The organism is Pedobacter psychrophilus (assembly GCF_001652725.1).
In the GTDB taxonomy this organism is placed as follows: domain Bacteria; phylum Bacteroidota; class Bacteroidia; order Sphingobacteriales; family Sphingobacteriaceae; genus Pseudopedobacter; species Pseudopedobacter psychrophilus.
In genome coordinates this window covers 741,708-767,916 of the sequence record NZ_LWHJ01000022.1, presented here as the reverse complement: position 1 = coordinate 767,916, position 26,209 = coordinate 741,708, and the positions used below count along the sequence as shown (strand labels likewise).

The window sequence follows — 26,209 nt, the reverse complement described above, 5'->3', positions numbered from 1 at the left end:
TTAGCTTAATGTTAATCTTAATTTATTTCTATAAGCCGATAAGAACCTAGTTTTAGAGATAAAACCAACAAAATCTCCTCTATTAAAAGCTGGCAAATACCATAAATCTGCTTCTTCAAATTTATTAATAATTTCTACCACAGAGTCTGCGGTGTCTACCTGAAACTTGGTTTTTGAAATCAACTCTTTAACTGATAATGTTTGTTGTAATTCTGGATCTAATAAAACCTTCCTTACCTTATCAAACAAAATAAACCCAACGTATTTATCATTATTATCCTTACAAACTATAATGTTGCGATTGGATTGTCTGATTAAAATTAGCAACTCGCCTAATGAACTATTGGAATTAATCACTTCAAAATCAGTATCAATTATTTCTTCAGATTTTATTAATCCTAATAAGTTTTGATCATAATCTTCAGTGAAAATCTGCTTTTGTGCAACCAAATGCTTTTTCTCCATAGAATAAGGTTCAAAAATTTTAGCAATGGCATAAGCCGATGTTGATACCAGCATTAATGGCAAAATTAAATCATAACCTCCTGTAATTTCTGCAATTAAAAAAATCCCCGTTAAAGGGGCATACATCACACCACTGATAACCCCACACATTCCTACCAAAGTAAAATTGCTAACTGGTAAAATGTGAATATTTAATTTGTTGTTAACTGCTGCAAAAAAGTAACCACTAAAAGCACCAGCAAATAAAGAAGGAGCAAAATTACCTCCGCTACCACCGCTAGATACTGTTAGTGAATAGGCAAAACTCTTAAAGAGAAATATTAATCCCACAAATATGATCAATGCCCAATCACCCAATTGAGGAATATCAAAAAAACTTTTTGTAATGATATCATGAGCATTTCCGGATGCTAATGTTTTTACACTGCTGTAACCTTCACCAAATAAAGGCGGGAAAATAAAACACAAAAATGCCAACAATAAACCTCCAAAGATTGCTTTAGAATAATCATTCCATTTAAATTGTTGCTTAAACAGATTTTCTATTTTCATAGTAGATCTGGAGTAATAAACAGAGACTAAACCTGTAAAAATTCCAAGGAGTATATAGTAGAACACGTTTTGATAATCAAATTCCTCAAGGCTTTTAAACTCCAATAAAATACTATCATCTAAAATGATTTTGGAAATTAATGCGCCACAAACTGCAGAAATAATTAAAGGAATAAAATCCGAAAATACTACGCCAACCAAAATAACTTCAATGGCAAACATCATTCCTGTGATAGGTGCATTAAACGCTGTTGCAATGCCAGATGCGGTTCCGCAACCTATTAACAAAATCCTTTCTCTGTAACTTAACTTATAAACTCTGGCAAAATTAGAACCAACTGCGCCTCCTGTCACGGCTATCGGACCTTCCAAACCAGCAGAACCTCCAAAACCAACAGTTAAAGCACTAGCAATAACCTGAGAATACATTTTGTACCTCGCCATTATCCCTGAACGTTGGGCAATGTCAATCAAAAGATTTGAGATTCCTTTACCATCTTTTCCGTTTAGAAAAACTTTAACTACCCAAACAGTTAATAAAATACCTAATAAGGGAAGAAATAAATTTAAATAAGGATAGTTGAAAACTTCTAATTGGGCATCTATTATAATATGAAGTTTATGTACGATAGACTTTAAAATAACAGCTAAGAAACCAGTTGTTATTCCTACTAAAATACCTGATAAAATAAGAAATTGATTTCTGCTTAAATGATCATGGAGATATTTAATTAAAAGCGTATGGTGCTTTAAAACACTTATGATTTTGTTATTCCTCAATGTAATCTAAATCTTTTCCGTAAGTTTCTTCTAGGTTATAAACCGATACGAAAGCAATAATTAAAGTAGAAACCCCAACAATTAGAGCGGCATTTATAATACCAAAAGGAGTTTTAAGCCATTCAAAACTTAATGTTACTAAAACCACTGATCCTCTTATAAAATTTGGAACCGTTGTGGTAACTGTAGATCTTAAATTTGTTCCAAATTGCTCGGCTGCAATAGTAACAAAAATTACCCAAAAACCTGTAGAAATTCCTAAAAGAACGCATAACCAATGGTATGTATTGGCAGAAATTCCTTTAGAAAATAAAAATAATAAAACACTAAAAAGTGTTGCAAATAAAAATATAACAACAATCTTTTTTCTAGTTTTAAATATCTGGCTTAAGAAACCTGTTAACAAATCTCCTAAGGAAATTCCTATATATGTGAATAATATGCCTTTACCAGCGCTTAATGGTTCTGTAGCACCCATCGCTTTACCAAATTCTGGTGCAAAAGTGATTAGAATTCCTACTACAAACCAAGTAGGTAGGGCAATTAAGGTACAATTAATATATTTTTTAAACCGACACCAATCATTAAAAAGCATTAAAAAATTACCTTTACTTACTTTTTTATCTTCAATATTTTTGTAGAGCGAGGATTCCATCACTCCAATTCTTAAAACTAAAAGGATAAGACCCATTCCGCCTCCAACAAAATAAGCAGTTTGCCATTGAAATTCTCCACCCACCAATCCTGCAACAACAGCTCCCATTAAACCAACTGCTGCAACAATCATGGTACCGTAACCTCTGTTTTCTTTGCTCATTGTTTCGGCAACTAAGGTGATTCCGGCACCAAGTTCCCCCGCTAAGCCCACTCCTGCTATAAATCTTATAATTGCATAAGTATTAATATCAGTAACAAATCCATTTGCAATATTTGCTAAAGAATACATTAGAATAGAACCGAATAATACTTTTAATCGACCCATTTTATCACCTAATATTCCCCAAAGGATACCACCAATCAACATTCCAATCATCTGTGAGTTAATCAGTTTTACACCAACAGATAATAGATCATTATCTGCAACCCCAATTCCTTTTAAACTTTGTACCCGAATTACAGAGAATAAAACCAAATCATATATATCTACAAAATAGCCTAGAGAAGCTACTACAATCAGTAAAACTATATTTTTATTGATGGTTGGACTATTCATAAAATCGTTTGTTTAGGTGGGATGAAATTACGATTTCTTCTAAACAAAAAAAGCGTTCCGAAATATTTCGGAACGCTTTTCAAAATTAATCAAAAGAAATTATTTTGTTGGAGGTAATAAAACCGCATCAATTACATGCGTTACTCCGTTGCTAGAAATTACATCAGCAGTTGTTACTTTTGCATCTCCTACCATAACTACACCGTCCTTAATAGAAACTTTTAGTTTTTGTCCTTCAACTGTAGTTAATTCCATACCATCTTGTAAATCAGCAGCTTTGTAAGAACCTGCAACTACGTGGTAAGTTAAAACTTTAGTTAAATCTGCTTTCATAGCAGGCTTTAATAAATTATCAACAGTTCCTGCTGGTAGTGCAGCAAATGCTTCATTAGTTGGTGCAAAAACAGTAAATGGTCCAGTTCCGCTTAAAGTTTCTGCTAAACCTGCTGCTGTAACTGCAGCAACTAAAGTAGTATGATCACTTGACATCACTGCGTTTTCAACAATATTTTTAGACGGAACCATCATAGCACCACCAACCATAACACCTTCAGTTGCCATAGTGTCCATTTCAGTTGCTGATGAGTCCATTGCCATAGAATCTTTGTTTTCTTCTGCTTGCTTGTTGCTGTTACATGCAGTAATTGATGTTGCAACAACAGCTGCTGCCATCACAAAGTTTAAAATTGATTTTTTCATTTTTTGAATTTTTTTAGTTTTAATTTTTGTTTCACTAATTAGTAGTACGTTATAATCATTGCAACAGTTTTTTAGTAAATAAGTTTTATTTTAAAAACTTTAACTCAAAAACATTTTTAATAATTTGAGGTTTAGAGAAAAGCGTATTATGTTATTGTATGAAACAAAATAAGTTTTTGGTAGGGAACAACGTACTTGATCACCTTTGCACCGAGTGCGCTCTTATTGGAGGTACAGCAATTATCGTTACCGAAAAAAATATCACTCCTTTTATAGGTTTATACGCCAGAGTTTTATCATTATTAAATATTTGTGGAATAGAACATATTACCTATCAATGTGATAAACAAGAAGCCCGTTTTTGTGATGCAGAAAATGCGATAGCATTGGCTAAAAATAAACGAGTTAATTTAGTTATTGCTTTAGGTTGTGAGTCAATTATGGATATATCTAAAGCTATTGCAGTAGGTTATTATGTTAATCATGCGGTCAGTGTATTTTATAATGATGATAAAACAGTTCCGAATAATGCTTTGCCAATATTTAACATACTAACTAATAGTTTTTTAAAAAACGAGAATTCTAGTATTTCTTTTTTTAGTTGCGATATAGAAGATAAAACTCTAAAAAATCTATCTTCTGATTATATCCTTCCTAAAGTGTCTTTCCTAGATTTGGATTACGTTGTAGCTTAGCTAAAATTCACATCACACCATTCAAATTTATCGGTCATCACTCCGCGTGGATGCTCCTTTGCTATTTTAAAACCGAACCAGTTTTTGGGTGCATAAACCTTATTAGCCTTAGGGCTTAAATAACATGCCCACCAAGCAAAAGTGCTGTTAGAAATAATGCTAATGTCTGCATTTTGGATAATTTGAAAATCAATGATTTCATTATTTGATGAAAATATAAAATTGGTTTGGGCAGGGAAATATCTTCTTACATGATCCATGTCATCGCTCACAAAAATCACTTTATACTTTTCTAAATTTTCAATTGCATTTAAACGCTCCTTAAAATATTCCATTGGTAAAGAAATGTCTCGTTTTCTTCTTTCGCCGTAATTCATATAATCCGTTCTGCGGATATGTACCACTACAATTTTATGATTAGCAAACAATTCGCCATATTGATTTTGGAAATCATCTATATAAACTTTTTTTAATTTAAATGATGGTTTAGTAGATAATTGCTCATAATAATAAGCTGATTGAAAATATCCCCTGTAAAGGGAATTATTTTTTATTTTAAAAGGTTTTGGAACTATCCAATTATGGATAAAGACCGTTTTTAATTTGAATAAGAATGGCAAAATCCGTGTAACCGCAGAATATGCTTTTGAACCCATCAAAAGATTATCATTTCCTTCTAATTCAAAATATTTTTGTATGTAAGCATGATGAGGATTTGAAAAGAAAACATTTTTATCGAGCTCTCTTTGCTGAACATATTTAAGAAATACATATTGAAACAATTGATTTCCTAATCGTCCATCAAACCTAATTGCTATCATACTATAATCTAGATTTAATTTTCTTTAAAACCGGAATAAAATAATCTTTGTAAAACTCGGGATAAAATCTAAAAGCGTAAACAAAAGCATGATAAAATTTTACACCTAACTCTCGCCATAAAATAACCTGAGCGATGATAAAACCTACTATATTAGAAATTAAAGTGGCATATGCAGCTCCTAATAATCCTATTTTTTGGATTAAAAAAAAGTTTAAAATTAAATTGGTACTAGCGGTTATTAAAACTATGTAAAATGTGGTTTTTGTTTTACCAATAGAATCTAAAATAGTTCCAAATTGCCTTCCAAATGGAATTAACAAACAATATAACAAAGTAACTCTCAGTAATTCTACGGCATTGGTGTATTTATCGCCTGCTAAGATGTATAAAATTAACTCGGGGAAGCAGTAAATAAAAATTAAACCCGGAATTAAAATGGCCAAAATAGTTCCTACAGATTTTTCATACAAATATTTAATAGCATCTCTTCCTTCGGTTTGCATACGCATGGCGCTTTGAGGAAAAACAATGTTGGCTACAGCCGATGTAGGAATGTCTATTAAATTCACAATTTTTACGGCAACGTTAAACACACCTGATGCTATAGGATCAATCATTTTACCTAACATCCATTGATCTACAGTACCTGATAAAATAGAACTTAGTGAGGTACCAAATGCGTATTTGCTATAAGCAAACATGGTTTTAATCCATTCTACAAAAATACCTTTTGCAAACTTTAAATATTTTTTTGTGTACAAGTAAGCGATGATAGCACTTGCAACCGAACCTACAATTTGTACTATTACCAATTGGTATAAATCCATGTGGATTTTAAAAACAAAACAATAAAATACAAAGGCAAAATAAATAGCTTGAAATGTGGTGTTTGAGACAAAAACACCTTTAAACTTAAAATTTGCTTGTTCTATACAATTAAACTGGGTTAAAAATCCGTTGAGGATATATACCAAACTAAATAAATAGAAAAGTACTTTTAACTCGGGAGCATTTAAATAATTTGCTAAAAAATTGCCAAATAAGAATATCAATAGCACGCAAAAAGCCGAAATTGCAATATTGATGTGTAGCGCAGCAGTCATGATTTTTGGCTTATCTACTTCTTGTGCTCCAGATAAAAACTTGATTAAAGCCGATTTAATTAAACCATCTCTTAAAATATTCAGAATAGTTATGGCCGACATGTATAAAGCCCATAAGCCAAACTCGTAAGTAGAGAGAATCCTGACCAAAAAGAAGAAACTTCCTGTTCCAAAAGCAACGCTTGCAAAATTTTGAAAGGTGGTAATTACCCCAGATTTTAGCCAATAGCGCTTATTTTCTGATTTACTCATGAATTTGCAGCGTATATTTTCACAAAATTCATTAACTCTTCATCGTTTTTAGCATGATAAATTTTTGCATTAGAAAGTTTAGGAAACAACTTTTGGTAACATCCAAAATGATGTTCTGGACCTTTTTTAGAAAGAATAATATTTGAGCCCTCAAAACAACTTGCTAATGCGGCTGTACCTCCATGTATAGAAATAAATTTATCGGCATTGGCATAAACACACATTTGAAAATGATTGTAATTTTTAGCTTTAATTTTGTTCTCAAAAAATAAATCATCCATTAAAACTATAGCCGGATAATTCTCTTTTATCCAATCATATTCATTTAAATCGTTTACTTCGCTGGTATCTGAAGTAATATTTTTTGCCTTAGGGCGATTATAAACGATTTGATATTTTTCTCCCAATGAATCAAAAATATATTGTAAAGTTTCTATACTAAAAAAACTAATTGGCGGTCCGTCCCATTCTGTATTGTAACGATTTGCGACCATTAAAATAGGTTTATCGAAAATATAAATATCATTTTTAAAATGGGCTTTATAAGGCACTTTTTCCCATTTCTTCATGTCGTAATCTTGACTGTAAAGAATTCTAGGTGTTTCGTAATTGTAATTTCCTTCGTTGGTGCGTACATCAAAAACTTCCTGATGGTTGGGAGAGAAAAAATACATTTCAGAAGTAAATTTTGCTGCTTCTGTTTTTAGCAAAGTACCATTTTTAAAATGCCAATAAGCAAACGGAATTACAAATTCTAACTCGGGAGCAAACTCACCATTAAAGGAAATGGTTTTATATTTCTTTTTGAAAATATAATCCCTAAAAAAATATTTCCATTGAATGAATTGGCAATAATAAGTATCTCTATAATAATACCTAACATCATGATGGAGTTTGCCAAAGCGCAATCTCACATACAAACTGATTAATTTAGTAATGATATTATTAGGTATGTGCTGTCGATTCAAATTTTATTACCGTTTAAATATTCAGATAATCTTTTTGTATGAAGCTTAAATCTATGATTAAAAGCTTTTAAAATACCTCCTTCGGCCAATAATCTTCTTGATGATGTAAATACCCTTGCATTTGTATCAATGATTAAATGTAAATCTCCAGATTTCATCAAGTTAACGGCCATTCTTCCATCTTCAGATTCATCAACGTAATCATCGCTTCCTAAAATATTGTCGAATTTACGAACATTTTTTACCTTAAAACCACCATTTTCTAATCCCACTGCAGTTTTAAAACCCATATTGAAACCTAAAAAATTGATGTGCTCTCTTTTTCTTTTCCTGAGTCTAATGATAATTCCGGCCAACCTTTCATAAACCCAAAAGAAAAAACGTTCTCCTTCCCTTTCGGGGATAAAAGCATATCTAGCGTAAACACCAACAATTTTCTCTGAATCTTCCAATGGTTTTACCATCGTATCAATCCATTTTGGTGGATAAAAAGTGTCAGAATCTGCACAAAGATGATATTTCCCTTTAGCGTTTTCTAAACCTACTTGCCTTGCGTAAGTGATGCCCTGTTGAGGTTGAAATAAACTTTTTATGCCTAATTCATCTAAAATTTTTTGTGTTTCATCGGTTGAATTATTATTGACAACAATCAACTCCACTTTTTTGTCAGTCTCACTTGCTGATAGTGACGATAGTGTCCTGAAAATGTTGTTTTCTTCGTTCCAAGCAGGGATTATAATAGATATTTCTGGTTCAGATGATTGCAATTTACTTAAGCCTGTTTTTATTGCATTAACCTCATTTATATTTAAATCAGAAAAACTCCTATTTATATATTGATGTGGCTTTAACCAACCTGGCAAACTGAAAGGCGCTACATACATCATTATCCTTTAAGTTTATAAATTACTAAATCGATATTAAATCTCAGATAACGATAAACCTCTCTTAATTTATCCACTAAAAAACTATTGTTATTTCTCCAAAAGTTACGTTTAACAGTACTTGGCTCTTGGCTTGTATTTTCCTGATCAATCAGTTCGTTTATATTTTCATAAAAATAAACCTTTGGTTTTTTACTTAAAACCTGCATCATCATTTTGTATTCTGTACGATCAGATTTTATTCCTTCTTTATACCTTCCAAATTTTTCAAAAAAGTTGCTTCTACGTAAATGTGGATGGTCGCTATAAACATAAAATTTTCTATAACCTTCCCAAATATTTAAGGATTTAAAAACAACTTTTCCAAAACCGCCCTTAATATCTTTTAAAAATGGATATTTAAAATAGGCGTAAAACCTTACCAAATCTAAATCTGGTTCTTGTTGCATAAACTGATGAGCCAATTTTAATTTCTCTACAAATTTTGGTTTCGGTATAAAATCTTCTTGTATGTACAATGTATAAAGCGTCTTAACAGCGTCTTGCCCTTTATTGATGTTATTTCCCAACCCTCTATTTAAAGGCGCTGTAATCAGCTCAAAATTAAACAGTTGTTGCAATTCTTTTACGTGATTTAGATGTTGTGGGTTACTTGCATCATCAGAAACTATAATATTACCAAATTGCATTTCTAATGCTGCAAAAGTTTTTAAGAGTTGCTCTAAAGATTTACTTCTATTGTAATGCGTAATTAATAAAGTAATATCATTAAAGATAGTCATGAATTATAGGAAGTTACAATTAAAACTTTACCTCAAAGTAAGATAAAAATCTTTTAAGGCAATACAACTTTTAATTTTTTCTTGAATTTGATCATCGCTTTATGAAGCAATCTATAAAAATCACTTTTTAAAGGCATTCCTTTCCAGGGTGTTTTGTCTAGATATTTAAAAAATTCTTTTCTAAACTGCTCATCAGATTGGTATGATTTAAAAAAGGGTTTAATATCTAAGAAGTGAATACATTTTGGTTTGGGATGGTAATTATTTGCAAACCAATTCCACATGGGGTCAATCTCTAACCAATTTTGTGCAAAAACCACATTTAAACCATATTGATCTGCATAATTAACATGTTCTATATGATCATCCATTGCTTTAAATACCTTTTGTGGGATATTTTCTAAACGCCATTTCTCGCAATCAATAATCATCAAACCCGAGTTAAAATATTTTGCATCTGCTGGCAAACCTAATTCTTTATAATTTGGAATCCCGCCCCAAGCGCAACCTACTGTTTTGCCAACATCCAAAACTGCAGCCATGGTGTATCCTTTTAAATCTATATTCCAAAGTTCTGAAACATCATCTTTTACAATCATATCAACATCAAAATAAAGGAGTTTTTTGATCTCGATATCTAAAATATATGGCGCAAATAATCTTAAATAAGCAGTTTTTGGAAAAGCGGAATTATCTTTCGGGAATTTCACATTCTCAGGAAAAACATTTTCAGCATCAATCCATTTTAATATAATTTTTGGTGAATTGCTTACTGATGCGTTTACTTTATTTTGATTTTTTGAGGATATTTTATCGTTTAAAATATAAAAAACAATTTCTTCGTCGCTTTTATGATTTTCATCTATTGATTTTATTAAAGCTGCTAATAAAACCACATAACCATTATTACTGGCTAAGGCTATATGAATTTTATCTTTTTGAGTAGTCATTATAAATAGATTATGCGAAAATATAAAATCCTTATCATTAAATAAAGAATATATAGCAAGCCGGAATTGCTGTTTTTAAAGTTTGAAGATCACCTCAAAAATGTTTTGGGAAAGTACTTTATTATAGTTGTAATGAAAAGTATCACAACATTGTTTAATAATCATCAAACCAAAATTTTCTGGAACTTCGTCTATAGAAAGGTAATCTATTACAGGAGGTTCTAAAAATTCGATTTGGTTTTTGGTTTTGATATTGATAAAAAGCGTATAATTATTTCCTAAACGAGCATTAATTTTTGAAGGTTCTGTAAATGGATCAATAGGAAAATCGTAATGCTGATCGGTATCTACATCTTTAAATGTAAAACGTTGCCCGCTATCTATTTTTTTGACAACAACTTTATCAGGATAACATTGGATATCTATATAAGAAACCACTTTACAATGCTTCATTGCATTTGTAAGAAGTTCCATAATGGCTAATTTAAACTTGGCAGTTCTTTTAAAATCATTACCTAATGAAGAATTTTCGATAGCAAATTCTAAACATTGATCTATAAATAATCTGTAAGATGTAATTTGAACGGGAATTTCTAAAGTAAGATTACCAGTTTTAACCACCATTATTTCAAACTCTTTATTGCCTCTTCGGTATTATCATAAATTTTAAAAACCTTATCTAAACGGGTCATTTCAAATAAAGCCATAACATCATTACTGATATTTGCTAAAGCAATCTCTCCTTTTTTAGAAAGCACTTTCTTAAGTCCAGCGACCAAAGCGCCAATAAACGAACTATCCATATAGAGAACATTGTTTAAATCAATCACCATTTTAGGTGATACATCTGCACAATTATCATATATAAAAGCTTTAAACTCATCAGATTCATTTAAACTTGCCTCAACTAAAGACAATTTTATAATGGTAATGTCTCCAGAAATTTCTTTTGTAAAATTCATTTCTATATTCTTTTAATTTGTATTAAACTACAATCATCTACCTGGTATTTTTCTTTATTAAATATACCAGCAGTGATTTCATCAAATGTTTTGTTTGCAGATAATAATGTTTCTAATTGATTGATAAACAAATTAATATCAGTTTTTTTAACACCATTTGCTTCATAATCTATTACTCCGTCTGATAATAAAAAAAGCTGATCATTTGCTATAGTGCTGATATTTTGTTCGTTAAAATTCCCATTTTCAAAAAAGCCTAACAACAAGCCTTTAGATTTATATTGCTCAATTTTGTTTGTCTCAGTTTGATATTTCAATAAAGGCAAATCACTTGCACCAGAATAGGTTATTTCACCTTTCTCATCATCAATTAAAACCAAACTTAAGGTAGAGTAAATATCATCCAGAAAATCATCAACATGGATTACCTGATTTATGCGCTGCATAATTTTGGCAACAGATAAATTTCCATCAAAAACACATAACCGAATAGCAGATCTGATGTATGACAAAAATGTGAATGAAAAAAACCAGGCTCCCCATTTTTTTCCCATTACATCTCCTAAAACTAAAAATGTAAACCGATCATCAATTCTTATCAAATCAATAAAATCGCCACCGGGATGATTTTGAAAAGTTTGATGGAAAATTTCAATCTGAAAATTTTTAAGTTTTAAATTTTTGGTGGGTACATTTTTAAGGTTTAACCTATCGGCAACCATTTTTAATTCATTAACAGATTGGTCTTTCTGGTCTTTTACGGTATCTAAAATATTATTGATTTTTGCGATTAATTGCTCTTTCGGAATCCCTTTTGGGATATAATCAATCGCTTTTAATGAAAGTCCCTTTTCTATAAAAACTTCTTTGTTATGCGCTGTTAAGAATAAGAAAGGAATGTTTTGATATTTTTCACTACTTAACAGGATTTCTTTAAACTCAAATCCATCTAACTGATCCATTTCTAAATCAGAGATAATTAAATCTGGGACATTGTCTTTAAGAATATCCATTGCATCTAAAACTGATTGTGCTTTGGTAACTAAAAAACCTGCACTTTCAAGCATTTTTTGCAATAGCATTAGCTGTATTAGCTCATCATCTACAACTAAAATTCTCTTTTCCACTGTTAGTATTGTTCTGCGAATTTGAAATATCCCTTAATAATAAGAAAAACCCCTGTTAATATGACTATTAAAGAAATTAAATCCATTAAAGTAAATCCATCATTAGTTGTAAAATGGAAGATAGTAAACATTTCGAAATATGCAGGAGAAGGTAAAATAATCATAGCAAAACCTAAAGTTAGCATCACTATCCCAATTAAACCTTGAATAATGAATTCTGAATATCTTTTTATAGCGATAGATTTCACAACCTTAGTATCAATAAAATTGGATTGTAAAATCAAATCTATTTTATCTAATTTTTCTAATCTTGTCAGTTCATCATCATCTACCTTTTTAAACTCTGCAATTAATTCTGGCTCACTTAATTGTGTTCCTACTTCGATATTTGTTTTATCGGTGAATTTTATTCCATTAGAATTAATTTCCCCATTATTTAATAAAAAAATAAGTTCGTTCAATTTGCTCTCAACAGACTTTTCTTGTTTTCTTAACGCAGAGCTATTTTCCATATCTTAAAATGTTTTTTTACCTATTAAAATTATTCTATTTTGTCACTCAATATTATATATGAAATCAGTTTCTATCATAACCGTAAATTTTAATCAGCCAAAAGCAACTTGTGAGTTACTTTTATCAATTAAAAAACATTACGGTAATAATGTGGAAGTTATATTGGTTGATAACGCTAGTGATGAAAATTTTGAAAGCGAATTCAAGAACATAATTTCTGATTTAGTCTTTATTCGTTCAAAAGTTAATTTAGGTTTCGCTGGAGGTAATAATTTTGGAATTTCTTTTGCCAAAGGCGATTATTTGTTGCTTTTAAATAATGATACCGAGATACCAAAAGGTTTTATAGAAACCTTAGTTGAGGAATTAAAGAGTGATGACAAAATTGGTTTACTTTCTCCATTAATTCTTTATGATGATGATAGAAGTATCATACAATATGCAGGATATACGCCTTTAAACTATATTACAGCAAGAAATTCTCAAATTGGGCAATCAGAAAAAAATAAAGGCCAGTACAATGGAGTTACCAAAGAAACAGGATTTTGCCATGGTGCAGCTGTAATTTGTAGAAAAGAATATTTAAATGAAGCTGGCTTAATGGATGAAAATTATTTTCTTTATTACGAAGAATTAGATTGGTGCGAAAAGTTTAAAAAAGTTGGGAAAACCATCAACTTTACTGGTAAAACTCATATTTTCCATAAAGAATCTATCACAGTTGGGAAAGAAAGTGCTGTTAAAACTTATTTTATAACGCGAAATCGGATGTTATTTATCCGTAAGAATACCTCAACATTTAACACTTTTTTATTTACAATTTATTACGTTTTAATAGCATGTCCTAAAGCAATTATTAGTTTAAGAAACAAAGGGCGTAAAGATTTAGTAAAATGGGTAATAAAAGGTTTGATGTGGAATTTCACTCATCAAAAAAATAGTAAAGACTTAGGTTTTAAGATAAATTAATATGATTATTCTTTTTTGGATTTGTCTGTTTATCATTTTCTATACATTTTTAGGATACGGAATTTTGCTTTATATCATTATCCGTATAAAAAGATTATTTTCAAAACCATTTATATTTAATCAAACCACAACGCTACCATCCGTTGCCTTAATTATTGCCGCTTACAATGAAGAAAGTATCATTAAAGAAAAAATTGAAGACTGTTTAGCGTTAGATTATCCAAAAGAAAAATTAAGAATTATTTTTATAACTGATGGCTCTTCTGACAAAACTCCAAAAATAGTTGCAGAAAATAATGCTGTTGAATTATTGCATATAGAGGAAAGAAACGGCAAAATGGCAGCCATTAAAAGAGTTATTCCTTTCATTCAAGAAGATATTATTGTTTTTACTGATGCTAATACTTTTTTAAATCCTAAAGCCATTAAAGAATTGGTAAAGCATTATGAAAATCCAAAAGTAGGTGCTGTTGCAGGAGAAAAAAGAATTTTAGTAGCTGATTCAGCAGATGCAAGTGCCGCTGGGGAAGGTTTCTATTGGAAATATGAATCGTCATTAAAAAAATGGGATTACGAACTATATTCTAATGTTGGTGCCGCTGGTGAGTTATTTAGCATCAGGACAAATCTTTACCAACCCGTGGAAAGTGATACCATCATAGACGATCACATGATTGCTATGCGCATTGCTGAAAAAGGTTACATTATTGCTTACGAACCAAATGCTTATGCATTAGAAACAGCTTCGGCTGATAGTTATGAAGAATTAAAAAGAAAGATTAGAATTGCAGCAGGCGGCATTCAATCTATCATGAGATTAAAAAAATCTGCTAATCCATTTATAAACCCAATATTAACATTTCAATATATCAGTCACAGGGTGTTAAGATGGGCAATTACACCTTGGTTAATGATGTTGGTTTTAATTTTAAACTTTATTATTTGTTATCAAAATCCACAATTACATTTATACCAAATCATTTTATTAGGGCAGATTTTATTCTATATCGCTTCTTTAATGGGATATATTTTAGAAGGTAAAAAGATGAAAATTAAAATATTTTTTATTCCGTTTTATTTTAGTTTAATGAATTATGCTGCAATGGCGGGGGCAATTCGTTATTTTAAAGGGAAACAATCTGCCGCCTGGGAAAAATCAAAAAGGAGATAACCTTTAATTTATTTGAACAAGCTTAAAGCAAATGGCATAAAGCTTAAAGCAAAAAATTAATGTTTGTGATTTCATTTAATTACATTCTAAATAAACTAATTATTATAAATGATGAAAAAGCTTTTAAAAATTATCGGAGTTTTATTTCTCATACTTATAATCATCATTCTTTTTAGAACATTAACTTTTAAGAGCAAACAGGTAAAAGTTCATTTAGCCCCAAAAATTAGTTTAAACGATTCTTGCATTAATCACCTTCAAAAAGCAATTAATTTTAGAACAATTTCTTATGATGACTCAAAAATTGATAGTAGCCAGTTTATAGGTTTTCAAAAATATTTAATAGAGGCTTATCCGTTGGTTTTTTCTAAAATGAAATTAGAAAAAGTAAATGATCTCAGTTTGATTTTACATTGGAAAGGAAAATCGGCGAAAGTCAAACCAATAGTTTTAATGGCTCATCAAGATGTTGTACCCATTGAAAAAGCAACTGAAAAAGATTGGGATGCGTTGCCATTTTCTGGGACTGTAAAAAGCGGATTTATTTATGGAAGGGGCACAATAGATGATAAAGGAAGTTTAATAGCTATTTTAGAAAGTGCCGAATTATTGTTAAAACAAGGTTTTATTCCATTATCAGATATTTATTTTGTGATTGGCCATGATGAAGAAATAAGCGGATTGAGGGGAGCAAGAACAATTGCTAATCTATTTAAGGAAAGAAAAATTAAACCAGCTTTTATTTTAGATGAGGGCGGAATTATTACCGAATACAAAGTACCAGGATTAAACAAAACGGCTGCAGTTGTGGGCATTGCAGAAAAAGGTTATCAAACTTTAAAACTAAAAATAAAAATCCCTGGCGGACACTCTTCTATGCCCGAAGAAAGAACAGCAATTGATGAAATGGCTAAAGCGGTTGTGAAATTAAAAGAAAATCCTTTTCCGGCAAAATTGACCCCAATAGTTCAAAATTTCTTATCTTTTGTTGGTCCTGAAATGCCGTTTATAAGTAAGATGGCAATGGCAAATCAATGGTTATTTTCATCGATTATTAAAAGTTCTTATGCTAAATCCGGAGCAGGAAATGCTACTATAAGAACTACAACTGCAACTACAATATTCAATTCTGGGATTAAAGAAAATCTGATTCCTGGGGAAGCAACAGCAACTATAAATTTTAGAACACAACCTGGAATAACGCAAGAGGATGTCATTAACCATGTTAGAAAAGCCATTGATAATAATGAAATAGAAATTATCCCTATTGGAAAAGGAAATTCTCCAACACAAATAGCTGATATTAATGATGAAAGTTTTAAATATATCCAAACAACTATTGGTAAAATAAAACAGGATATAATTGTTGCCCCATATTTAGTTTTAGGAGCAACTGATAGTCGTTACTTTTCTGAAAATACATCACAAATTTTCAGATTTACACCATTTACAGACCCAGAGGGTTTTCATGGAGTTAATGAAAGAATTAAGATTTCGGAATTTAAAAACGGAATTAATTTCTATTATTTGTTGATGAAGGATTATAAATAGTTTTTTCTGCCACTAATGCACCAATTTACACTAATCTAGTTTTGATTATCAAATGTAAGCTCTGCTTGTGAGATGCTTTGTTGCGTCAGCATGACGGGATGGAAATTCAGTTTAAATCCTGTTAATCTTATAATCATGAAAATCAAGATTCAGATATTTTTCACTTATCCAAAAAAACTCATTTCTTCTCCACCTTAACGATTTTCCCTTTACTTCCAGCCATCAAAATCAAATTCTCTTTTTTAGCTTTTCTGCAAACGTTAAAACTTTCTTTATTTAAATTAATCCAAGTTAAACCGTTATCTAAAGAATAATCTGTTCCAGAAGTTCCGGTGGTAATTAACTTATTTTCTCCAATAAACTCTAAGCAAGATTTATATCCTAAAGGAGATATTGCTGGAGATTTCCATTTCATATCTTTAAGATTAGCATAAAAGTAGTTAGCTGTTGATGATTTATCTTTTAAATAATCGCCACCGGCAATAAAGATTTGATTTCTATTGATAGCTAATGAAAAGCACCCTTGTGAAGGTTCGCCTTGTAAAATTGGCAAATCTAGGTTTTTCCAATTGTTGCCTTTATCATTAGAAACGTAAAGTTTTGATTTTAGCCCACCTGTGGCGATATATACATTGTTTTTAAAAGTTCTAATGCTGGTACCGCTGGCAGCAAATCCTCCCTCGCCTTTGGCTAATTGAATGTTTGCTTTTGAAGATATATTTTGCCAAGTTTCACCAGCGTCTTTAGTAATTAAAATTTGCATTAAGCCATCAATTGCATCACCAAAAATAATTCCCTCTTTTTTGTTCCAAAAATCCAATCCATCTAAAAAGATTTCAGCATCATTATTTTGATAAACGGTTTTCCATGATTTTCCGCCATCAATTGTTTTTAAAATATAACCTGGCGAACCTGCACTTACAATTATAGCATCGTCTTTAGAAAACGCTTCAATATCCCTAAAATCAATTTTCTCAAATCCTTTTAATTGTTTCCAATCGAAATGATTTCCATCAGTAGTTTTAGCTATCCAACCATTACTTCCAGATAACCATGCTATATGATTATTTACAACTGATAAGCCTCTAATGCTAGAATTTTTACCACTATCTAATGTAGAGGTCTTAAAATATTGAGCCCCGGTTTTTTGAGAAAATGCCAAGGCTATCAAAAAAATATTAAAAAATAATTTCAAATTGTCTTATTTTACTCGGGTCCAAACATCAGTTCTTCCAATTAAAGAAATCCCCATATATCCCCTAACGTTTAATTTATCATTTCCATTCATAGTGATTTTACAACTATAAATTTTACCAGATTTTGGGTCATAAATAGTTCCATCCTCCCAAGTTCCATCATCAAAAGAAAAATCATTTAAAATTTGTAAACCTAAAATAGGACGATTTTTAAGGTTAGCACTTGGATTATTTGTATCAACTTTAGCTTTTCCATTTTCATCTTTTGGATTCTTTAACCAAACTAATTTCCCATCGTAGGTGCTGCCTTTCTTGTAAATTTGAATATGTGCATCACCATCTTTATTTAACCATTTGCCAACAATTGCATCAGCAGATTGCGCAAAAATTATTGTCGTAGCAAATAACATTGCCATAATCAAAAATAATTTTTTCATGATTTTTTGTTTGTGTAAATAATTGGTAACGTAAATTAAAACTTTACTTTGAGATAACGAAAGTTATAACATTTAATTTCATTGTAAAAACCTTTACTAATGAAATAAAAAAAGGCGTTCCAAAATATCTTAGAGCGCCATTTTAAATTATTTCAGTAAGGTTTATTTACTCTTCTACAACTTCGCTATTTATAGAGGGTTGCTCTTTAACTTCCTCTTTAAAATATCTTTTTTGATAAAGTAAAATACAAACTACACCAATAGAAATTGCAGAATCAGCAATATTAAAAACCGGTCTAAAAAATATATATTCTTCACCTCCCCAAATTGGAAACCATGTTGGAAAGTGGCCTTGTAACAACGGAAAATAGAACATATCTACTACCCTACCATGAAATATTGATGCGTAGTCATAAATTTTACCATAAAAAACAGAATCTATAATATTGCCCAATGCGCCAGCAAAAATAAATGCCACATTCATAATTAAACCTCTATGATATTTATTTTTTATCAGGTAGATTAAGCCATAACCAATCCCGGCAACTGCTAAAATCCTAAAAAGAGACAAGGCTAATTTTCCTGCTTCACCGCCAAATTCCATCCCAAAAGCCATCCCGTTATTTTCGGTAAAATGGATGATGGCAAAGTTTTTAATCAAGTGAAATTCTTGTCCGATAAACATATTAGTTTTAACCCAGGTTTTTAGAGCTTGGTCGGCTAATAAGATGATCAGAATAGCAATTATTGGTTTATTATAACCCTTCATTAATTTTGCTTTAATTTTGCTTCCATGCTTAAAGTAGCATGAGGAACGGCTCTTAAGCGCTCTTTTTGGATTAATTTACCAGTCTCTCTACAAATTCCGTAGGTTTTATTTTCTATTCTTACCAATGCAGACTCTAAATTATCAATAAATTTTTTCTGTCTTGATGCTAATTGATTAATAGACTCTTTCTCTAAAGTAGCAGAACCATCTTCTAAAGTTTTGTAGGTACCAGCAGTATCATCAGTCCCGTTTTTATTTGGACTGCTCAAAGAACTTGTTAAATTATTCAATTCCTCTTTTGCACTATTTAATTTATCGGTAATTAATTCTTTAAACTCTTGTAATTCTTGATCTGAGTAACGCGTTTTAGTATTAGTATTTTCCATGTTTAATCTTTTAAAATTGTAATATTAATGTTGGTATCTTCTATTTCAATTGAAGTTTCTGAATCGATTTTCTCCTGTAATAACAAAGAGTTAGCCAGTATTTCGGCGCAAATATAAGTTAAATTATTATTCACTGCTTTGGCAATTAATTGGTTGTTTTCTAATGTGACTTTAATTTTGTCAGTAACTTCAAAACCAAGCTCTTTCCTTAAGTTTTGAATACGATTTACTACCTCTCTGGCTAATCCTTCTTCTTTTAAACTTAATGAAATATTAACATCTAGTGCAACAGTCAATTTCCCTAAATTGGTCACTTGCCAGCCTGGTACGTCCTCAGCAATAATCTCAACATCTTCTAATAAAATATCGTAGCCATCAATTTGTGTACTTTCGTTTTGCTCTAATTCTGAAATTTGGTTATCATTCATAGAAGCAATTTTATCAGCCACAGACTTCATATCCTTACCTAGTTTTTTACCTAAAGATTTAAAATTTGGCTTTATTTTCTTTTTGATGATTCCCGCAGTATCGTTAATATATTCTATTTCCTTGATGTTAGTTTCTGATAAGATCAGCTCTTTAACTTTATCAACTTTATCTTGAAAAGCATTATCCAATACCGGCAATAATATTTTACTTAAAGGCTGACGAACATTGATACTCACTTTTTTGCGAAGTGAGAGTACCATTGAAGATATATCCTGAGCCAATTGCATTCTTTCCTCTAAATCTTTATTCACCAAATCGGAATGGTAAACAGGGAAATCTGCCAAATGCACTGATTCAAAATTGTCTTTATTTGTTATCGAGTTTAAATCGTTAAACAACCTATCAGAAAAGAAAGGTGCAATTGGCGACATTAACTTACTTATCGTGATTAAACAAGTATATAAAGTTTGGTATGCCGATATTTTATCCTCGGTATAATCTCCTTTCCAAAAACGGCGGCGACATAATCTTACATACCAATTGCTTAAATGCTCATCTACAAAATTTTGGATTGCCCTTGCCGCTTTTGTAGGTTCAAAATCGTTATAAAAAGCATCAACATCTTGTGATAATGTATTCAGCAAAGAAATTATCCATTGGTCAATTTCTGGTCTTTCGGCTAAATCAATATCCGCTTCTTGATAAGTAAACTTATCGATATTGGCATAAAGCGTAAAGAATGCATAAGTATTATAAAGCGTACCAAAAAACTTCCTACGCACTTCATCCAACCCATCGGTGTTAAACTTTAAATTATCCCAAGGAGAAGCATTACTTATTAAATACCAACGTGTTGCATCAGCACCATACTGTTCTATCGTAGCAAAAGGATCAACACCATTGCCTAAACGTTTAGACATTTTATTGCCGTTTTTATCTAACACCAATCCGTTAGAAATTACATTTTTGAAGGCAACTCCTTTATTATGGTTTTTCTCGTTTACTTCCTTAATTTCATCGCTAGTTTCGCTCAACATTGTGGCAATGGCATGTAAAGTAAAAAACCAACCACGAGTTTGGTCCACTCCTTCTGCAATAAAATCTGCAGGATAAGAGTTTTCAAATTCCTCTTTATTTTCGAAAGGATAATGCCATTGGGCATAAGGCATGGCACCACTATCAAACCAAACATCAATCAGGTCTAATTCTCTTTGCATTTTTTTGCCTTTCGGCGATATTAAAACAATATCATCCACATAAGGGCGATGTAAGTCTAATTTTGAAGTACCGAATGATTGAATGATTGAATTCATTTTAGAAACCTCTTCCTCAGATAGTTTACCGCTATTCAATCCTTCTATCATTTTATCATTCAGTTCTTGGATTGAACCTATGCATTGTTCTTCTGCACCATCTTCCGTTCTCCAAATTGGCAAAGGAGTTCCCCAATATCTTGATCTTGATAAATTCCAATCCACTAAATTTTCCAACCAATTTCCAAAACGACCCGTTCCGGTACTTTCTGGTTTCCAATTGATGGTTTTATTGAGTGCTACTAATTTATCTTTAACAGCTGTAGTTTTGATGAACCAACTATCTAAAGGATAATATAAAATTGGCTTATCGGTACGCCAACAATGTGGGTAACTGTGTTCGTATTTTTTTACATCAAAGGCTTTATTTTCTTCCTTCAACATGATGGCAATTAAAACATCAGTCGGTTTAAAATCTTTATCCGCCCTTATTTCATCGCTATAATATTCTTCTTTTACATATTTACCTGCAAAATCCGTCACTTCATCCACAAACTTTCCTTGCTTATTTACCAAAGGATGCTCATTTCCATTTTCATCACGCACCATCACAGACGGAACGCCAGCTTCTTTGGCAACCCTAAAATCGTCCGCACCAAAAATAGAAGCCGTATGTACAATTCCGGTTCCATCTTCTGTTGTCACAAAATCAGCTGGAATTACCCTGAAAGCATTTTTTTGCAAATTTTCATTGGTTACATAAGGCATCAATTGCTGATAGCGCAAACCTAATAAATCAACACCTTTGAATTCAGCAGTTAATTCCCAGGGGATTAATTTATCACCACCAACATAATTCTGGAAAGAAGCATTTTCAGCTTCCTTTTTAAAATATTTGCCTACTAAATCTTTAGCTAAAACCACAGAAATTGGCAAAAAGGTATATTGATTAAATGTCTTGATTTTTACGTAGTCGATGTTTTCCCCAACTGCCAAAGCACAATTAGAAGGTAAAGTCCAGGGAGTTGTTGTCCATGCGATGATACTCGTATTTTCTTCTGGAGCATCAAAAAGCAAAGGCATTAACGGATGCAATTGCTCTGGACTTATTTTAAATTGAGCTACAATGGAAGTATCCTTCACATCGCGGTAAGTTCCAGGTTGATTTAATTCATGAGAACTTAAACCTGTACCGGCTGCGGGAGAATAAGGTTGAACGGTATAACCTTTGTATAAAAATCCTTTTTGGTAAAGTTGCTTTAAAATCCACCAAAGCGATTCTATATATTCATTTTTATAGGTAATGTATGGGTCTTCCAAATCTACCCAATAACCCATTTTTTCAGTTAAATCGTTCCAAACATCTGTATAACGCATCACCTCTTTACGGCAAGCATCGTTATATTCATGTACAGAAATCTTTTTACCGATGTCTTCTTTAGTGATGCCCAAAGATTTTTCTACAGCCAGTTCGATAGGTAAACCGTGAGTATCCCAACCGCCTTTACGTTTAACCTGAAAGCCTTTTAAGGTTTTATAGCGACAAAAAATATCTTTAATGGTACGAGCCATCACATGATGAATCCCCGGCATCCCGTTAGCAGATGGCGGACCTTCATAAAATGTATATGGCTTATTAGACGGACGGTTTTGGATACTTTTCTCAAATATTTGATCTTTTTTCCAATCCGCTAAAACGTCTTTACCTATTTGCGATAAATTTAATTGCTTATATTCTTTATACATCAGCTGTTCTCTCTCAAATTTAAGGTTGCAAATTTACGGATTTGTAATGGAAATTTTAGTGAAATTTTAAGGTTTTAATTGAGCGAATTGGGAAAATTTTGGTGTAGCTTAAAGAATAGAAATTATCATAATAAAAAAGGATGATACGCTAAAAATATCATCCTTCTTCAATATAAACAATTTAGAAATTTTTCTACAAAGTCTCTTTTAACCAGCTAAAAAATTCCCTTTGCCAAACAATTCCGTTTTGTCCAGATAAAACCCAATGATTTTCTTCTGTAAGGTAAAGCAATTTGCTTTTAATTCCCTGCAATTGTGCTGCTTGGAAAGCTTCTAAACCTTGTTCTACTGGAACTCTATAATCTCTGCCACCCTGCACTATCATTATTGGCGTATTCCATTTATTGACAAAATTCACAGGATTAAAATCTTGATAAGATTTAGGTGCATTAGCAGCCCAAAACGGACCACCAATATCATGATTGGCAAAAAATAATTCTTCGGTTGTGCCATACCAACTTCTTAAATCAAACAAACCATCATGTGCTATAAAGGTCTTAAACCTATTTTCATGAATTCCGGCTAGCATATAAACCGAATAACCTCCATAACTTGCACCTACACAACCCAATCTATCTTTATCTACGTAAGGTTCTTTGGCCAATGCATCAATTGCAGAAAGGTAATCTTTTATGGCTTGTCCGCCCCAATCTCCGCTAATTTCCTTGTTCCATTCTACTCCATGTCCCGGCATTCCTCTTCTATTTGGTGCAACAACAATATAACCTTGTGCAGCCATCAATTGGAAATTCCATCTTACCGAATAAAATTGGGAAAGTGCAGATTGCGGACCTCCCTGGCAATATAAGAGCGTTGGATATTTTTTTGCCGGGTCAAATCCCGGAGGATAAATTACCCAAGTCAACATATCTTTGCCATCTGTGGTTTTAATGGTTTTCGCTTCAACTTCGCTCATTGCAATATCGGCGTAAGCTGCTTTATTAACTGTTGTGAGTTCTGTTAAAGTTCCTGTTTTTAAATCTACTTTAAATAACTCTGCCGAATGATTCATATCGGTTCTAGAAACTACCATAGTATTGCCAACTTGACCAACGATACCGTTAATATCCCATCTTCCGCTAGTTAACATCTTTATATTTTTTCCAGTAGTTTGGCTTAAATCATTACCTAAACTAATCTCAAAAATCTGTTCGGTTCCGTCTTTTACTGCTAAAAAATAGATTTTAGATTTATCTGCACTCCAAACGAAACTGTTTACAGTTTCATCCCAATCTTTGGTTAAATTATAGCATTGGTTTAGTTTATAATCATAAATCCTGATGTCGTTTTTATCGGTTTCATAACCATCTTCAGCCATACTTGTCCAAGCTAAACGAGAACCATCATAATTGTAAGCAGGTTGTGTATCATAACCTACCATTCCGTCAGTTAGATTTACGGTAATCTGATGCCCAATTTCATATCGAAAAATATCTGTATTGGTACTTTGGGCATAATCCTTACCGTATTTTTTCTTGGTTACATAAACAATGCTCTTACTATCCGGCGACCAAATCACGTCTTCCAAGCCACCTGATGGCTTTTGCGGACAATCATAAGGTTCATCTTTCATAATATCAGTTTCTGTACCTATTTTGCCATTTTCATAAGCTGCAAAAAAAACATGAGAGAATTTTCCATCTTCCCAAGTATCCCAATGGCGATAATTTAAATCTTCATAAACGTAAGCATCAGATTTTGGCAAATCTTTGTATTTATCACTCGCTATATTTTTTACGATAGCAACATCTTTAGTGTATAAAATATATTTGCCATCCGGCGATATTCGCACATTTTCTAGACCATCTTTAAAGTTTGTCAACTGTTTTGCACCAGTTCCATCGGCATTCATTTCCCAAAGTTGACCTTTATAAGAGTAAGTGGCTCTTCCGGTTTTTTCATCCACTTTTACCACAGATTCGCTACCTAAAGAATTGGTGATTTGTTTAGAAGCACCACCTAAAAGCGGAATAGAATAAAGATTTCTTTCAGATTTATTGCTTGCTAATTCAAAGTTTGAAACGCCGTAAATCACAGATTTTTTATCAGCTGATATAGTTTCGCCACTTACTCTACCTAATTTCCAAAGCATTTCTGGAGTTAGGTTTTTTTGAGCAAAAATTGGAGTTGTGAAAAGCAATAAACTATAGACGAGGATTTTTTTCATGATATATTATTGAGGTTATAATTTAATTGATAATGTAATTTTTAATTATGTTTTTAGTTTGAAGTGGGGATTATAAATTAGTCCGATAACATTTCCAAAAGGGTCTTTCACAGTTGCAGTCATTAATTCGCCGCCAACATTGTAAGGTTTTTCATTTTCTGTTGCTCCCAATTCAATCAAATGGTCGTAAGTTTCTTGAATTTTATCAACTCCCCAGTAAGCAACTACACTTTCCGCTTTATCAGTCGTTGGGTTTTCTTCTGGCTGTAATCCTAATTCGTAACCCCTGATATCAAATCCAACATAATATGGTTCATCAAAATATGGAGTTGTTTCAAATGCTTTTGAATACCAATCTTTTGCTTTATTGATATCTCCAACTTTATAAATGGCAGTTCTTAATCCTAACATATTTCGTTTTTTTTATTTAATAATCAATTAATTACTCTTCTAAATCCAATCAGTCTTTTTTGATAGTAGCTGTTCATTTTTGTGATTGTAACACCTTTAACTTTTCCTGAGGTACAATGGATAAACTCAATAGGTTGCCCTTTTCCAGAAATAACAATTCCTAAATTACTTACTACCTTTTTAACGGAATCAGTTTTAGAAAACAAGATGATATCACCTTCTGCAACATCGGCGAAAGCCACATTTGTACCAACAGCAATGTAAGCGGCGCTATATCTTGGTGTTATGATCTTAAAATTATCAAAAACATAATTTACAAATCCCGAATTATCGAAACCTTTAGATGGATCTTTAGAACCTGTTACATAAGGTTTGCCAATTAAGTTTTTGGCAAAATCAACTACTTTTTGTTGATTGATTGTAGGTTTAATTAAAGGTTTAGAAACTAAAGAATCTTTTTTAACTATTGCAGTATTGCTAATTAAAGAGTCTTTTTTGACAGCAATTAAAGTAGAATCTGGTTTTAGACTATCAATAGTTTTTGCTGTGGTATCTTTTTTAATAAGGATAAATCTTTTTGCTGTGTCTACAATACTCTGTTTTGCAGCAATTTTATTTTTTCTGTGATTAGATGGATTGCAAGCTGAAATGGAAACGCATACAACAATTATAAAATTGAATTTGGTTTTGTAAAATTTCATTAAATGATATATCTAATATTTTAAAATAGTTATAAATTATTTGATGATAATCCACCCCCAACCCCCGCCATCGGGTTACATCTATATTAGTGTTATAATAATTATTACTTTATTTTTTGCGTTAACGATAGTAGCGGCATCCTTTTTTTGCTTTTTAAAATATCATGCAAATTGCAAAAAAAGATACAGCGGATA

The 26,209-nt window shown here is 31.6% G+C and carries 25 protein-coding genes; 4 read left to right on the top strand and 21 right to left on the bottom strand.

Annotated features, from left to right (window positions below):
• The 3 genes from A5893_RS08250 to A5893_RS08240 form a co-directional block, all read right to left on the bottom strand.
• Positions 1-1,797 carry a chloride channel protein gene (locus A5893_RS08250; protein WP_232456826.1) on the bottom strand — a complete coding sequence of 599 codons (1,797 nt, stop codon included), beginning with the start codon at positions 1,795-1,797 and terminating at the stop codon, positions 1-3.
• Positions 1,787-3,010, bottom strand: coding sequence for an MFS transporter (locus tag A5893_RS08245; protein WP_068822054.1), 1,224 nt, complete (start codon positions 3,008-3,010; stop codon positions 1,787-1,789). The genes A5893_RS08250 and A5893_RS08245 overlap by 11 nt, the downstream gene beginning before the upstream one ends.
• 99 nt (positions 3,011-3,109) lie before the next feature.
• Positions 3,110-3,709: a fasciclin domain-containing protein gene (locus tag A5893_RS08240; protein ID WP_068822053.1), complete on the bottom strand. Its 600-nt coding sequence runs from the start codon at positions 3,707-3,709 to the stop codon at positions 3,110-3,112.
• A gap of 158 nt (positions 3,710-3,867) precedes the next feature.
• On the opposite strand from A5893_RS08240, the gene A5893_RS08235 reads away from it, so the two are divergent.
• Positions 3,868-4,404: an iron-containing alcohol dehydrogenase gene (locus A5893_RS08235; protein WP_068822052.1), complete on the top strand. Its 537-nt coding sequence runs from the start codon at positions 3,868-3,870 to the stop codon at positions 4,402-4,404.
• On the opposite strand, the gene A5893_RS08230 is transcribed toward A5893_RS08235, so the two are convergent.
• The 10 genes from A5893_RS08230 to A5893_RS08185 all read right to left on the bottom strand — a co-directional run bounded on the left by A5893_RS08230 (position 4,401) and on the right by A5893_RS08185 (position 12,767).
• Positions 4,401-5,225: an alpha-1,2-fucosyltransferase gene (locus tag A5893_RS08230; protein WP_068822051.1), complete on the bottom strand. Its 825-nt coding sequence runs from the start codon at positions 5,223-5,225 to the stop codon at positions 4,401-4,403. The genes A5893_RS08235 and A5893_RS08230 overlap by 4 nt on opposite strands.
• Position 5,226: 1 nt before the next feature.
• Positions 5,227-6,582, bottom strand: a complete 1,356-nt coding sequence (locus A5893_RS08225; protein WP_068822050.1) for a flippase — start codon at positions 6,580-6,582, stop codon at positions 5,227-5,229.
• Positions 6,579-7,550, bottom strand: coding sequence for a hypothetical protein (locus A5893_RS08220; protein ID WP_198342288.1), 972 nt, complete (start codon positions 7,548-7,550; stop codon positions 6,579-6,581). Before A5893_RS08220 ends, A5893_RS08225 begins: the two co-directional genes overlap by 4 nt.
• Positions 7,547-8,437 carry a glycosyltransferase family 2 protein gene (locus A5893_RS08215; RefSeq protein WP_232456825.1) on the bottom strand — a complete coding sequence of 297 codons (891 nt, stop codon included), beginning with the start codon at positions 8,435-8,437 and terminating at the stop codon, positions 7,547-7,549. Before A5893_RS08215 ends, A5893_RS08220 begins: the two co-directional genes overlap by 4 nt.
• Positions 8,437-9,216 carry a glycosyltransferase gene (locus A5893_RS08210; RefSeq protein WP_068822048.1) on the bottom strand — a complete coding sequence of 260 codons (780 nt, stop codon included), beginning with the start codon at positions 9,214-9,216 and terminating at the stop codon, positions 8,437-8,439. Before A5893_RS08210 ends, A5893_RS08215 begins: the two co-directional genes overlap by 1 nt.
• 53 nt (positions 9,217-9,269) lie before the next feature.
• Positions 9,270-10,166 carry a glycosyltransferase family 8 protein gene (locus A5893_RS08205; protein ID WP_068822047.1) on the bottom strand — a complete coding sequence of 299 codons (897 nt, stop codon included), beginning with the start codon at positions 10,164-10,166 and terminating at the stop codon, positions 9,270-9,272.
• 75 nt (positions 10,167-10,241) lie between these two features.
• Positions 10,242-10,790: a hypothetical protein gene (locus A5893_RS08200; protein ID WP_068822046.1), complete on the bottom strand. Its 549-nt coding sequence runs from the start codon at positions 10,788-10,790 to the stop codon at positions 10,242-10,244.
• Positions 10,790-11,128 carry an STAS domain-containing protein gene (locus tag A5893_RS08195; RefSeq protein ID WP_068822045.1) on the bottom strand — a complete coding sequence of 113 codons (339 nt, stop codon included), beginning with the start codon at positions 11,126-11,128 and terminating at the stop codon, positions 10,790-10,792. Before A5893_RS08195 ends, A5893_RS08200 begins: the two co-directional genes overlap by 1 nt.
• Positions 11,129-11,130: 2 nt before the next feature.
• Positions 11,131-12,255 (bottom strand): fused response regulator/phosphatase, encoded by a 1,125-nt coding sequence (locus tag A5893_RS08190; protein ID WP_082911370.1) that lies wholly within the window; start codon positions 12,253-12,255, stop codon positions 11,131-11,133.
• Between the two features lie 2 nt (positions 12,256-12,257).
• Entirely contained in the window at positions 12,258-12,767 is a 510-nt protein-coding gene (locus A5893_RS08185) for a hypothetical protein (RefSeq protein ID WP_068822044.1), read from the bottom strand.
• A 58-nt stretch (positions 12,768-12,825) separates the two neighbouring features.
• Here A5893_RS08185 and A5893_RS08180 point away from each other — a divergent pair, with 58 nt between their 5' ends.
• The 3 genes from A5893_RS08180 (at position 12,826) to A5893_RS08170 (ending at position 16,459) form a co-directional block, all read left to right on the top strand.
• Positions 12,826-13,737: a glycosyltransferase family 2 protein gene (locus A5893_RS08180; RefSeq protein WP_068822043.1), complete on the top strand. Its 912-nt coding sequence runs from the start codon at positions 12,826-12,828 to the stop codon at positions 13,735-13,737.
• Position 13,738: 1 nt separating this feature from the next.
• The gene (locus tag A5893_RS08175) at positions 13,739-14,908 is read left to right on the top strand and encodes a glycosyltransferase family 2 protein (protein WP_068822042.1); all 1,170 of its coding nucleotides are present in this window, start codon (positions 13,739-13,741) and stop codon (positions 14,906-14,908) included.
• Positions 14,909-15,019: 111 nt separating this feature from the next.
• A complete protein-coding gene (locus A5893_RS08170; protein WP_068822123.1) occupies positions 15,020-16,459 on the top strand; it encodes a M20/M25/M40 family metallo-hydrolase in 1,440 nt (479 codons plus the stop codon).
• 178 nt (positions 16,460-16,637) lie between these two features.
• Here the strand turns inward: A5893_RS08170 and A5893_RS08165 are convergent, their stop codons facing one another.
• The 8 genes from A5893_RS08165 to A5893_RS08130 form a co-directional block, all read right to left on the bottom strand.
• Entirely contained in the window at positions 16,638-17,621 is a 984-nt protein-coding gene (locus A5893_RS08165) for a WD40/YVTN/BNR-like repeat-containing protein (RefSeq protein ID WP_157687527.1), read from the bottom strand.
• 39 nt (positions 17,622-17,660) lie between these two features.
• Entirely contained in the window at positions 17,661-18,092 is a 432-nt protein-coding gene (locus A5893_RS08160; protein ID WP_068822040.1) for a DUF2147 domain-containing protein, read from the bottom strand.
• Between the two features lie 166 nt (positions 18,093-18,258).
• Positions 18,259-18,861 carry a lipoprotein signal peptidase gene (locus A5893_RS08155; RefSeq protein ID WP_068822039.1) on the bottom strand — a complete coding sequence of 201 codons (603 nt, stop codon included), beginning with the start codon at positions 18,859-18,861 and terminating at the stop codon, positions 18,259-18,261.
• Entirely contained in the window at positions 18,861-19,247 is a 387-nt protein-coding gene (locus tag A5893_RS08150; RefSeq protein ID WP_068822038.1) for a TraR/DksA family transcriptional regulator, read from the bottom strand. Before A5893_RS08150 ends, A5893_RS08155 begins: the two co-directional genes overlap by 1 nt.
• Before the next feature lie 2 nt (positions 19,248-19,249).
• Positions 19,250-22,675 (bottom strand): isoleucine--tRNA ligase, encoded by a 3,426-nt coding sequence (gene ileS, locus A5893_RS08145; protein WP_068822037.1) that lies wholly within the window; start codon positions 22,673-22,675, stop codon positions 19,250-19,252.
• A gap of 193 nt (positions 22,676-22,868) precedes the next feature.
• Positions 22,869-24,902: a S9 family peptidase gene (locus A5893_RS08140; RefSeq protein WP_068822036.1), complete on the bottom strand. Its 2,034-nt coding sequence runs from the start codon at positions 24,900-24,902 to the stop codon at positions 22,869-22,871.
• 45 nt (positions 24,903-24,947) lie between these two features.
• Positions 24,948-25,313, bottom strand: coding sequence for a VOC family protein (locus A5893_RS08135; RefSeq protein WP_068822035.1), 366 nt, complete (start codon positions 25,311-25,313; stop codon positions 24,948-24,950).
• Between the two features lie 23 nt (positions 25,314-25,336).
• A complete protein-coding gene (locus tag A5893_RS08130) occupies positions 25,337-26,014 on the bottom strand; it encodes a C40 family peptidase (protein ID WP_068822034.1) in 678 nt (225 codons plus the stop codon).
• Between the last annotated feature and the right edge of the window lie 195 nt (positions 26,015-26,209).